Source organism: Butyricicoccus sp. (assembly GCF_977037065.1).
Genome location: NZ_CDRQNY010000042.1, coordinates 1 through 11,362, shown reverse-complemented (window position 1 = coordinate 11,362; position 11,362 = coordinate 1). Strand labels below are relative to the sequence as shown.

General features: G+C 53.8%; 7 protein-coding genes and 2 riboswitches. Of the genes, 1 reads left to right on the top strand and 6 read right to left on the bottom strand.

All coding sequences use genetic code 11. From position 1 onward, the window contains the following. Positions 1 to 363: 363 nt before the first annotated feature. The 4 genes from ACWVX6_RS10415 to ACWVX6_RS10400 are packed head-to-tail and all read right to left on the bottom strand — an operon-like array spanning position 364 to position 6,585. A complete protein-coding gene (locus tag ACWVX6_RS10415; protein ID WP_455153108.1) occupies positions 364 to 2,640 on the bottom strand; it encodes an S-layer homology domain-containing protein in 2,277 nt (758 codons plus the stop codon). 21 nt (positions 2,641 to 2,661) lie between these two features. After that, positions 2,662 to 3,918, bottom strand: coding sequence for an ABC transporter permease (locus ACWVX6_RS10410; RefSeq protein WP_118285247.1), 1,257 nt, complete (start codon positions 3,916 to 3,918; stop codon positions 2,662 to 2,664). Then, a complete protein-coding gene (locus ACWVX6_RS10405; protein ID WP_117490400.1) occupies positions 3,915 to 4,652 on the bottom strand; it encodes an ABC transporter ATP-binding protein in 738 nt (245 codons plus the stop codon). The genes ACWVX6_RS10410 and ACWVX6_RS10405 overlap by 4 nt, the downstream gene beginning before the upstream one ends. 13 nt (positions 4,653 to 4,665) lie before the next feature. Next, a complete protein-coding gene (locus ACWVX6_RS10400; RefSeq protein WP_455153107.1) occupies positions 4,666 to 6,585 on the bottom strand; it encodes an HlyD family efflux transporter periplasmic adaptor subunit in 1,920 nt (639 codons plus the stop codon). A 591-nt stretch (positions 6,586 to 7,176) separates the two neighbouring features. Here ACWVX6_RS10400 and ACWVX6_RS10395 point away from each other — a divergent pair. Then, positions 7,177 to 7,443 (top strand): alpha/beta-type small acid-soluble spore protein, encoded by a 267-nt coding sequence (locus tag ACWVX6_RS10395; protein ID WP_455153106.1) that lies wholly within the window; start codon positions 7,177 to 7,179, stop codon positions 7,441 to 7,443. 194 nt (positions 7,444 to 7,637) lie between these two features. Here ACWVX6_RS10395 and ACWVX6_RS10390 read toward each other — a convergent pair whose 3' ends face one another. Both ACWVX6_RS10390 and ACWVX6_RS10385 read right to left on the bottom strand, forming a co-directional pair. After that, positions 7,638 to 10,106 (bottom strand): S-layer homology domain-containing protein, encoded by a 2,469-nt coding sequence (locus ACWVX6_RS10390; protein ID WP_455153105.1) that lies wholly within the window; start codon positions 10,104 to 10,106, stop codon positions 7,638 to 7,640. Positions 10,107 to 10,152: 46 nt separating this feature from the next. Next, a riboswitch (cyclic di-GMP riboswitch) is annotated at positions 10,153 to 10,240 on the bottom strand. A 139-nt stretch (positions 10,241 to 10,379) separates the two neighbouring features. Then, positions 10,380 to 10,472: riboswitch (cyclic di-GMP riboswitch) on the bottom strand. 276 nt (positions 10,473 to 10,748) lie between these two features. Then, the coding region (locus ACWVX6_RS10385) for a transglutaminase-like domain-containing protein (protein WP_455153104.1) at positions 10,749 to 11,362 on the bottom strand (614 nt) is incomplete at its 5' end.

The following is an 11,362-nucleotide window of genomic DNA, read 5'->3' as shown; positions in this document are numbered from 1 at the left end:
TGGGAGAAGTGAACGCTGCGCGTACTTGATAATTTTTAGGTTGTGTGGTATATAAAAGGCAACTGTTTTTTCAATACAGCCGCCCATCGGGGTGCGATACAAGCAAGTTGCTATCCGATGGTCTCAAAAACAAATTGTACTACGATGGTTTTTGAAAAGTTCTGTATCACTACTCGCACCATATAAAACCGCTTATTCGTAATGAATAAGCGGTTTTTTGTTGCTTTTGTGGCGTTTATGAATCTCGCAGACTGCATTAAAATCCAAGCCGAAACAAAACGGATGCCTCTCCAAGCACAGAGAAGCATCCGTTTTGCAATTTCAATTATTTAACGAAAAACTATGACCGCAGCACACAGCAAATCACGAAGCGACAATCACACGGATTTTCCCGCCGTTTTCCGCCGTTTTATTGGCGTATACGCGGAAGCTCGTGTAGTTGGATTTCGCCGTCTGCAGCGAAACAAACCGGTTCTGCTCCGAGACGTAAACGCCGATGTTCTCTGCCAGCTCGTAATAGCCGTCCTTGGTGCGGACACCGGAGGAACCGTCAAATGCCGACGGCTTTACCGTGTCGATCAATGTCAGCTTGAGCGTATCCAGCGAGGTATTGACGATGCTTTCATCGGTTGAGTACCCTCTGGGGACTGCAATCGGTACACCGCCCAGACCGCGCGGCAGCGTGAGTACACGGAATGTGCTTTCCTCCTGCTTTGCCCCGTCCCAATGGCGGAGCACAACATATTCCGGAGAATTGCCATCTTTCTCATCCGTCTTATCCCGCTTGCCATAGCCAATACCATAAATCCAGCTTTCCCCGGTCACATCGCCCAGAACAATATTCGTAACCGTACCTGCATTATCCTGCACGGTATACTTAATCTGCGAAGCCGGAACCGAGGTCAGGTCAATATCGCTGACGTTGATCGCGTTCAGCGGTGCGCCGGAGAGCACCTCCTCATACACGCGCACCTTGGAGGAAACAGCGTTACTGCCCAGTTTGCCCTCCGCAACAGACCAGCTTCCGGCGGTCTTTCCGGAGAGCGTGCGGCGAATCAGGTCTGCCTCCTCACCGGACTGGCTGACCGTAACCAGACGCCCCATCACATCGGTTTTTACGTCCTTGGCGATCGGAATATCCCGCAGGGTCAGACCGTTTGTCAGCGTGACCGTGGCCTTTTTCCCGTCAATTTTGGTTACAATGCCCTGCATCTCCGCGCTGACGTCCTTTTTCGGGTACGCAGCCGCAACATTGCCGTCCGCGTCAAACAGCAGCGTGATGTAATCGTTCAGCTTCATATCCTTGAACGTTGCCGCCGCCTCGGAGGAAACCTCAAAGTCCTTTCCCAGAATCTTCACCTGAGAGGGATGGCTGTACGTTGTCGAGTCGGTCTGATATTTTCCGCTCAGCTTGGTATCCGAAACGATCGCCTGACGGTTTGCGGCATCGAGCGTCACAACATCGTACTTTTTCAGCTTGCTCGCGTCGATCTTCGCACCGTTTTTGATGATCGTATACTCCGCCGGAATCCGGCGCGAGGTCGCCAGACCGTAAACAAACGAGTGCGCGGCGCCTGCTGTCGTTTTCGGCAGGACTGCCATCAGCTGCAGCACACCGTACTCATTATAGTACAGGCTCAGTGTATCTCCGCTCTGCAGGTTCGCCCATGCATTTTCGTACTCATTCATGACATGGTCGCGGCTGATATACAGCTTGGTCTTGCGGTCCGGACGCAGTGTTCCGTTCGTGGTAACGATACGATCTGCTGCCGCATTGACAACCTCATAGGCTTCGGTCTTGTTGCCGTTCGGAATCACACCGACCGCAACCTTGCTGCTGCCCTTGCCGATAACGATCGTGCCGTACACACCGATCATGCTGCTGTCCAGCGTACCGGCGGTCTTACGGGGAGATTCCGCATCCACAACACCGTCCTCATAGAACAATGCCGCATCTGCAGCAAGGCCGCTGTATGTTTTTCCGGTCTCAAGCAGAATGCAGTCCTTGACCGTCGAGGACGCGACCTTGTCAAGCAGTGTGCTGCCCTCTTCTCCCTTTTTATCCGTATTCAGAGCGTTCAGCAGAAGCACCGCCGCATCTCCGCGCTTGACTGCGGCACGCGCATCCGCAATCGTGACACCGTCCGTCAGACCGATGGCCTGTGCCTGCGCGATATAGTCCGCAGGCCAGAACGGACCGACATCCTCCTCTTTATAGCCCAGCATACGCAGCAGCATGGTGCAGACCTCGCCGTAGCTGACAATCTTATCCGGGCCAAAGCTGCCGTCCGCATAGCCGCGGATGATGGACTTTTCCTTCAGCTCCGGATGGCGTACTGCCGCGTTAATATACGGCGCTGCCCAGTGCGAATGCTTAACATCCGGAAAAATCGTGTAGCTGGCATACGGACTTACATCCGTCACACCCATGGCGGTAACCGCCAGCTTGCAGAACTGCGCCCGCGTCAGCGCCTTGCCCGGCGCGAAGCTGCCGCCGCCTACGCCCTGCATGATACCCAGTGCATCCAGAACGGCGGCCGTCTGCGATACCCTGCTGTCTGAAATATCGGTAAACACCGCCGAAGCCGGTGCAACCATGATCAAGCCTGCCAGACACAGGCTGACAAATCTTTTTTTCATTTTCCTACCTGTCCTTTCCTTTTACTGCGTCCGCAGCGCGTCTACCGGCTGCAGGTTCGAGGCCTTATTGGCGGGATACAGTCCGAAGATAATGCCCAGCAGCGCAGAAAACAGAAATGCGCCGATGACCAGTCCCGCAGAGGGCAGTACGGTGAACTGCTCCACGGTCGGCATGTAGCTGTTCTGCGTTTTTGCGAGCAGCAGATTGCCCAGCACCGCCGAAAGAAAGCAGCCGAGCACAATGCCGATCACACCGCCGCAGCACGAGACCACCGAGGCCTCTACCAGAAACTGCCCGATAATATCCCGCTTGCGGGCACCGATTGCCATACGGATACCGATCTCGCGGGTGCGCTCGGTAACAGACACCAGCATGATATTCATGATGCCGATACCGCCAACGAGCAGCGAGATTCCGGCGACACCGCCGCCGAGCAGCGCAAGCATGTTGTTGGAGGACTCGCTCTGCTCCTGCCACTGGCTGTCCGACGAAGCAGAAAAATATCCGTTTCCCGCCTCGCAGCGGCCCTGCATAAAGCCCGGCAGAAGCTCGTCTGTCAGCTCGGCAATCACGTCCTTGTCCGCCGCCTTCACGATATACTGGCGGTCTGCCATGCCGTATACACTCATCATCGTGCTCTGCAGCGTGTACGGCATCACAATCATCTGATCGTCTGTATTCAGCTTGCCGTCATACTTACCGGCATACACGCCGATAACCTCAAAGCCCTTGCCGCCGATCTGCAGCTTCTGCCCGATCGGACTCATCGCCCCGAAGAAATACTTGCGCAATGTTTCTCCGATCACACAGACGCGGGCGCGCGTGCGGCAGTCCGCAGCGGAAATATCCCGTCCGGCGGAAATCGCATGACTTGTCACCTCGCCGTAATGCTCGTTGCCGAAGTACATATAGGTGTAGCCGCTGTTGCTGTCGTTGTTATCCAGCCTTTTGGCCCGGTACTGGATGCCGCTGTTCTGCCAGTCGTAATACTGGCTCTGCGGCGACCATGCGGCGATTTTGTCGGACAGATCATTCGTCATATAGTCCTCAAACTCCTGCCAGTCGCGGTTTTTGGCACCGTATCCGTAAATGTCGATGCGGTTGACGCCCATCGCCTCATACTGCAGGCGCTGCAGCTTGCTCGTGCCCTGAATCGACGCCACGATAGCGATAACCGATGCCACACCGATGATGATGCCGAGCATGGTCAGAATCGAGCGAACCTTGTTGTTCAGGATGGACTTGAACGCCATACGAACCGTCTGCATCCAATTCATACGGCCCCTCCTTTCGTGTCCGAAATGATCCTGCCGTCCTGTATCGTCACGATGCGTTTTGCCATCTGTGCAAGATGGTTGTCATGCGTGATGAGGATGATGGAGGTTCCCTGCTCATTGAGTGCAGTCAGCTTGCGCATAATATCCAGACCGGAAGCAGAATCCAGATTGCCGGTCGGCTCGTCCGCCATGATGATCGGCGGCTTTGCCGCTACTGCCCGCGCGATCGCAACACGCTGCTGCTGTCCGCCGGACATCTCGCCCGGACGGTGATCCATGCGCTTTTCCAGACCGACCGAGACTAACGCCTCCTGCGCCAGACGGCGGCGTTCCTCCCGCGGCATACCGCGGTAGATGAGCGGCAGCTCGACGTTTTCCAGCGCCGTCAGCGCCGGAATCAGATTAAAGCCCTGAAAGATAAACCCGATCTCCCGGTTGCGGATACCGGACAGTACGGACGGCTTCATATCGCTGACCAGCTGCCCGTTTAGATGATAGGAGCCGTAGGTTGGAATATCCAGACAGCCGAGAATGTTCATCAGCGTGGACTTGCCCGAGCCGGACTGTCCCAGAATGCACAGGAACTCCCCCCATTGCACCTGCAGCGAGATGTCATCCAGTGCACGCACTTCGTTTTCTCTTCCTTCGTTGTAAATCTTGCTCATGCGCTGAACGTCAATTAACAATTCAGCGCGGCGCTCCGTGTCAGGAGTCTGCGCGTTTCTTTCCCACATAAGCGCGCCCTCCTTAACCGACGGACATGCCGTCACCCGACATTTCGGCATACAGATCGCTCGGACCGGCGAGGAATACCTCGGTGCCCTCTTCCAGACCGCCGAGGATTTCCGTGTTGGTCGAATCGGCAATGCCGGTCTCAACCGGTACAAGCTGATAATCCTCCGGAATGCCTTCGGTACCCTCGGGGATCGGCAGGGTTTCCTCAAACGGAATCTCGTTTCCGTTCTCGTCCGTCAGCGGCTTGGCGAATACAGCTGTGCCGCTGTCCGTGTTGACGATAGCCGACGACGGTACCATCAGGCAGCCGTAGGACGAGGCCGTCGTGATTTTATATTCGATCGACATACCGCTGTAAATTTTCTGTCCCTCCAGCGGATCCACCGAAATGACCGCCTTGAAGGTCGGCATGCTGCCCTGCCCGTTACTGGAGTTCTGTGTCGGCTCCAGCGCAACCGACTGTACCTCGCCGGTCAGCGAAATCTCGGAGCCGTCCGAAGCGTACATCGTCATAGTCGCCTGCTGTCCCTGCTGCACCGAGCCGATATCCATTGAGGAGACCTCGGCGTTGACGACAATATCATTCAAATCAGCAACCACAACGAGCGTCTCCGAGCCGGTCGCCTCCTGTCCTTCAACGGCGTTCAGGCTGACAACAACGCCGTCTATCGGAGAGGTAACGGTCGAGTTCTGAATCTTCTGCTGCAGTTCGGCAATGTGTGCCCGCTTTTCGTCTGCAACCGTCTTTGCGCTGGCAACCGTGCGGTTTGCCGCCGCAATACCATTCTGCGCGGCTGAAATCTCATCCTGAGAAGCGTCACTCGACAGGGACATGATAAGCGCACCGCCGTTGTAGGTGCTGTAGCTTGTGCCGTTCAGCTTGATGATCTCGCCGCTTATCTGTGCGGTGACGGCTTCCTCGCGGCTGTATTCCAGTGTGCCTGCGTTCGCCGGATAGATCGCACCGAGGCGTCCGGCATTGATTGTCGCTGTGGCTGTCATGCCCTTTGTCAGCGAACCAGGGTTATTCACCGTAATGCCGACGCGAATAACGCGCACACCTTCACTCGAAATCTGCTGCGCTGTCTCGACCGACGATACCGTACCGCTCACCTCGCTCATCGCAGAAGCGATGGATACCGTGGCCGCCTGTCCGGTGCGAATGCTGCGGGCATATTCGGCGCTGAACGCCAGCGTCAGCTTCATCTGGCGGTCATTTACCATGTAGCCGATGACCTGTCCCTCGCTCACCTGCTCACCGACACGGAAGGACACATCCTTGTTGTCCGAATCCTTCGTCGGAATCAGTTTGCCGGTAAACGGCGCCGTGATGTGCAGACGGCTCAGTTTTCTCTGCGCCGTGCTCAAGTCGGACTGTGCCTTGGAGACCTCCAGCTGCGCGTCCGAGACACCGCGTTCCGCCTCGGTCAGCTCCTTTTGTGCATCCGCAAGCTCCTTGCGGGTTTCGGTCGGGTCGATCACCAGCAGCGGATCGCCGGTGTGCACCTCGTCGCCCTCGGCAACCAGCACCTGTGTTACCTTGCCCTTAACCTCCCGGCCAAGCTCCTCACGTTTTTTGGCAGCAGTAACGCCGCTTCCCTCTATGTAGGTCTCTAGATCGCCGCAACTGACCGCAGCCGTGGTTTGCGTCACATTCTCCGTGCCCGCATCGCGGGATTTCACCACAGCCCAGATGCCGCCGCCAAGCAGCAGCGCAACCGCCGCCGCCGTAATGCCGATACGCGCACCCTTGCTCAGTCTGCGCTTTTTGCGATTCATTTTGTCTGCGTATTTGTTGCGCTTGGGCGACGCCTCGGCTGCAGGCTCTGCCGCGATTTCATCCTGTACCGCAGGCACTGCCTGCGTCTGCTCTAAAGGCGATTCTTCCTGTTTTTTGTGTCTGCCGAATACCTTCTTCTCGTTTTGACTCATACTATGATGTCCTTTCTGTTCTCTATCCATTATTGATAAAGCGGCATAGCCGCCCTATTTCCACGTAAATCTGTGCTTGTAAAAGGTTAAGCATCCTAATCTGAGTGAATATGACTTTTTCAGCGGCACCTCCACTGCCGCTTCCGATCGCTGTCAGACTTTCTCGGGATTCGTTCCCCTGTCCGCATATTGCACATTTGTGCATCGGACATGTATTACCATCATATTAGCATATTGCACAAATCCTTGCAAGACATGTTTGCTTACAATTTAGTGAAAAACACATCCGGACGGTTGGGTGACGGGCGGAAACGATAAGTTAGAATAAGCTAACCCATCTGCAGTATATACCGTAACTAATAAGGCTGTATATGTCTGTGCTTTCCTTTATTATATGAGCAGAGCAGGTTTTATGCGCTGTCCAAAAGTAAATTTTCAACGCTTGTTTTCCTGCGCTGGCAAAACGCGTTTGCTTATCATATTTTCTGGCTTCCGTCACAGCATTTGCATCTCATATTTCGACCTTTGGTGCGCAACCTACTATCAGCAAAACCCAACACACCAAACCGAATCGAAAAGGAGCGAACAAACATGACTAACACGAAAAATGGTTCTAATCAGGGCATGGTACCGGAAGCACGCGCGGCAATGGATCGCTTCAAAATGGAGGCAGCTGCCGAGGTCGGCGTAAACCTCAAGCAGGGCTATAACGGCGATCTGACCAGCCGTCAGGCCGGCTCCGTAGGCGGTCAGATGGTGAAGAAGATGTGTCCCGTACATACTTCAAGCTTCGCGCGGGAAAATCGCACCGCGGTCGGGCACTGTGTGAGCGTTCAGTATATTGCCGGGTGGATATAGCGCAGTCTATATGCCTATCGCACAGCATTGCCTTATCTGTGAATAACCATCAGATCTTCCTCATCTTCCCTCGCATGAGATAAGAAAAACAGCGCACAGCTTGCTTTCGCTTCGCTGTGCGCTGTCGTTTCCCGTGGACTATTATGTTCTTTTGTTTTTAACTAAGTGACATTGCCCTAAAGTCGGGAGATTTTTTACTTTTCCAGTTCGGTCCAGTCACGAGTTTCGCGCAGCTTGCTCCACTTCTCGTGCTTGTTTTCCTTGATGCCGTAATAGTGGCTGTTCGTAGCCTCCTGTACGGCCAGGTAATACCATGTGGAAGTATCGGAGTTGTCGCTCCACTTGATCATGTCGTTGTGCAGGTCCTTTGCAGTCTCCGGAAGGCGCTTGAGGACGCGGTTTACGAGCGTCATCGCCTCGGCACGGGTGATCTTGTTATTCGGACGGAAGGTGCCATCGGTATAACCGTTGATCCAGCCGTTGTTGGCAGCGGCGCTGATTTCGTCCTTTGCCCAGTGGGATGCAATGTCGCTGAAGTCAACAGCGGTCGTGTTGGCCTTGTCGTCAAAACGAGCTGCGATCGCAGCGAACTCCGCACGGGTGATCGGCGCATTCGGATTGAACTTGCCGTGGCTGTCACCCTTTACGATGCCCATAGCGCTCAGCGTAGAAACAGCGTGGTTGTACCATGCGCCGGCTGCTACGTCGGAGTAGCTGTTGGACTTGGTGGAGTTTGCATTGCGGGTCTCATCGGTGAGCAAACGGAAGAAGATGGTTGCTACCTCAGCACGTGTAATGCCGTTCTGCGGACGGACGGTGCTGTCCGGATAGCCTACGATGTAAGCATAGTGGTCATCGCCGTTCAGACCGGTCGGTACATTATCCGGAATGGTAACGGTGGGCTTGCGGCTGCCGCCGCCACCGCCGCCGGAGGATTTTTTCGTAAAGGTCCATACGCCGTGCAGCGTAAGGTCTGCGGTCAGCTGCTGCTCGCCAGTCAGAACCGTACCGTCATCCTTTTTCCAGCCGTTGAAGGAGAATGTACCGTTCACGCCATCCTTCGAGCCGGACACGCTGGCCGGAACCTCTGCAACGGTATAGCTGCTGCCCTTAACCAGCGTCTGCTTTGCCGGAGCGGTATAGCCTTCCGGCAGGTCACCGGTAACATCATACGTCAGCGTGTACATCAGCGGATGCGCTGCCTTGAGCGTAATGTACTGCGTGTCCTTTTCAACCGGGGTATACTCATCAATATACCCGTCAGCCGTTTCCGCCGTCCAGCGGCCGATCGGCTCACGAACGCCCTGCGCAGCATTCCATTTATACCAACCGTCATGATACCAACCGGTAATCTCCATATTGTCGGAGGACAGAATGCGGTCGCCGCTCATGTCCTTTGCATTCGGGAGCGTAAAGGTCGAGTTGCTGAAGAAAAACAGGTCGTCGCCTGCGGTCGCTGCGGTATTGTTATACACTGCGCTGTTTGCCGCGATGTTGATATTGGACGCAGTCGCGTAGATGCCGCCGCCGTAGCCGGATGCGATGTTGTTGCACAGTGCGCTGTTTGCCACGATGTTGATGTTCGTGGAAATATTTGCATAGATAGCACCGCCGTAGGAAGCGTTATTTTCTAAACAATTGGTGTTATTGCCAATCGTCAGTTCTTCTATCTCATGAACAGCAATGGCACCACCATAGACGGCGGAATTTTTCTCAAAGGTGCAGTCTGTAATATCGAGCGTTCCATGGTCAACATACACCGCTCCGCCCATATTATTTGTGACATTTCCCGAAAAAGCGGAGCCAGTAATGGCGCATTTCACATTTCTAGCCAGCTGAATTGCTGCTCCAGCAGCCTTTCCGGAGTGGTTTTCTTCAAAAGTGGAATTTACAATCGTTGTATTGCCACTGCGAGACTGTATTGCTCCGCCCTGATTTTTTTCAAACCGACATTTTGCAACTTCAAGGTCTCCTTCCCACTCAATTGCACTGCCGGAACCAGCATTTTTCAGAGTGCCGTTTTTCACAATAAGTTTTGAGGGCCAACAATTTGAGCTACCGGTTCGCCAGATACACTTCTGAGAATTTCCATCAATACTGTATTGGTTCAAATCGATGGTTAATTCGCCGTCAAAATTCTTAGTTACTTCAACTTTGACACTCTCTGTAATATCTTTCAGCAGTTCAATGGTGTCGCCCGGCTTAGCCGCTGCCATCGCGTCAGCAACAGTCGGATACATGGTATCGCCGATCTTTGCAGCGTTTTTCGGTGCTTCCGGTTCTGCCGGAGTTTCCGGTTCTGTCGGGTTCTCCGATTCTGCCGGAGTCTTCGATGTGGATGTGCTGCCTCCTGCAGTGGTGTTCTCACCTGCAGGTTTTACGTCCTCAGAAGGCTGACCGTCCTCGGAATTTGTGTCCTTAGGAGACTGGCCTTCCGTCTTAGGCGCTTCGGGGTTTGTGTCCTCAGAAGACTGACTGTCCATCTGAGACACTGCGGGATTTGCGTTTGTTTCATTTTGAGCAGCAGACTGAACCTGCTCCTGCGTTGTCATTTCTTTCTGCTCCGTTTCATCCGCTGCAAATGCGAACGGAGACATCGTCAGCATCATGGATGCCGCCAGAATGCTGGCTAAGAATCGATTATTTTTTCCTGTTTTCATCATGAAAACCCCTCCTTCAATAGTAAAAGACTACTATGAAGAAGCTGCATTAGGAAACCGGCTGCCATGCGGAATACCTTCCGTTTAGGCCCTTGGCTTTGCGAGACCGGCTTTCACCGATGGTGCCCTTGTCTGTACAACTTACTCCTTATCGAGTAGCACAGATGGTTGGTTCTTTTTGAAATGGCTGTTGGCAACGCAGAATGGTTGTTCAGTCTCCAAATAAAATACCCCCTTTACAGCGCGCATAGCTCTGCAAGGGGGTAACAAAGTACCTTTGGCAACCGGCTGCCATGCGGAAGAAAGTCTTCCGTTTAGGCCCATTTAGCTTTGCGACACCGGTTTTCACCGGCTGTGCCTTTGTCTGTACCTGTACCCCTTTACGGAAGTCATGCACAGAATTTTACGATCTTTTCTGTCGGCAGACACGCCGGACTGCATACACAGCCCTTTGCCTGCGCAGGACAGAAATCCTCCGGATCCTCTTCTTTAGTATACCATAAATGCCCGCGAACAACAAGCAAATACTGTAAAAACGAAGAAGAGTTTCAATCCGGAATCGCTTTTTATGCAAGAAATCGCCGCTGATCGGGCATAAACATATCCAATCAGGACCATTTGCATACAAAATAAAATGAAAAAGTGTTAAGCCGCAGCTACTGCAAGCGCATCGCTGGTGTTGGTGTAGGTCAGCGGAGATACACAGTCATGCAGGGTTTTTGCGTTCTTCACGCTGCGGGTAACCGCGTAGGTCAGATCAATCTGATACCACTTGCCATTCAGGTTTACCTTGTTCCAAGCATGGTAACTGGAGCCGACATAGCCCTTAGTCAGTGCGCACGGGATGCCCTGGCTGCGGCACATTGCTGCAAACAGCGAGGAAAAATCGTAGCAGATACCGGTAGTGCCCTTCAGGGTAGCGGCGGTATCCGGGATGTACTTGGTGATCTTGCCACTGGTGATCTCATTCACCAGCTTGTTATCATAAGTATAACGGCTTGCCATATAGTTGTAGATGGCGATAACCTTAGCCTCGTCGGTCTTAGCGTTCCTGCAGAGTTCAGCAGCCTTAGCGGATACCGTATCACCCTTGGAGAACTGAACCTCGGAAGTGGAGGCCAGATACGGAGCATAGCTGTCCTTAACGGTTACGTTCATGGACTTGGACTCGACCTGCTGATAGGACGTACCGGAAACGTTGCGGTACAGCGTTACGGTGTACTTGCCGTTGCCCTTATCGAGAGAGAAGGAAGCATCCT

Coding starts and splice junctions, on each gene's coding strand:
- ACWVX6_RS10415 (WP_455153108.1), bottom strand. CDS start 2,640: ATGAAAAAAAGATTTGTCAGCCTGTGTCTGGCAGGCTTGATCATGGTT.
- ACWVX6_RS10410 (WP_118285247.1), bottom strand. CDS start 3,918: ATGAATTGGATGCAGACGGTTCGTATGGCGTTCAAGTCCATCCTGAAC.
- ACWVX6_RS10405 (WP_117490400.1), bottom strand. CDS start 4,652: ATGTGGGAAAGAAACGCGCAGACTCCTGACACGGAGCGCCGCGCTGAA.
- ACWVX6_RS10400 (WP_455153107.1), bottom strand. CDS start 6,585: ATGAGTCAAAACGAGAAGAAGGTATTCGGCAGACACAAAAAACAGGAA.
- ACWVX6_RS10395 (WP_455153106.1), top strand. CDS start 7,177: ATGACTAACACGAAAAATGGTTCTAATCAGGGCATGGTACCGGAAGCA.
- ACWVX6_RS10390 (WP_455153105.1), bottom strand. CDS start 10,106: ATGATGAAAACAGGAAAAAATAATCGATTCTTAGCCAGCATTCTGGCG.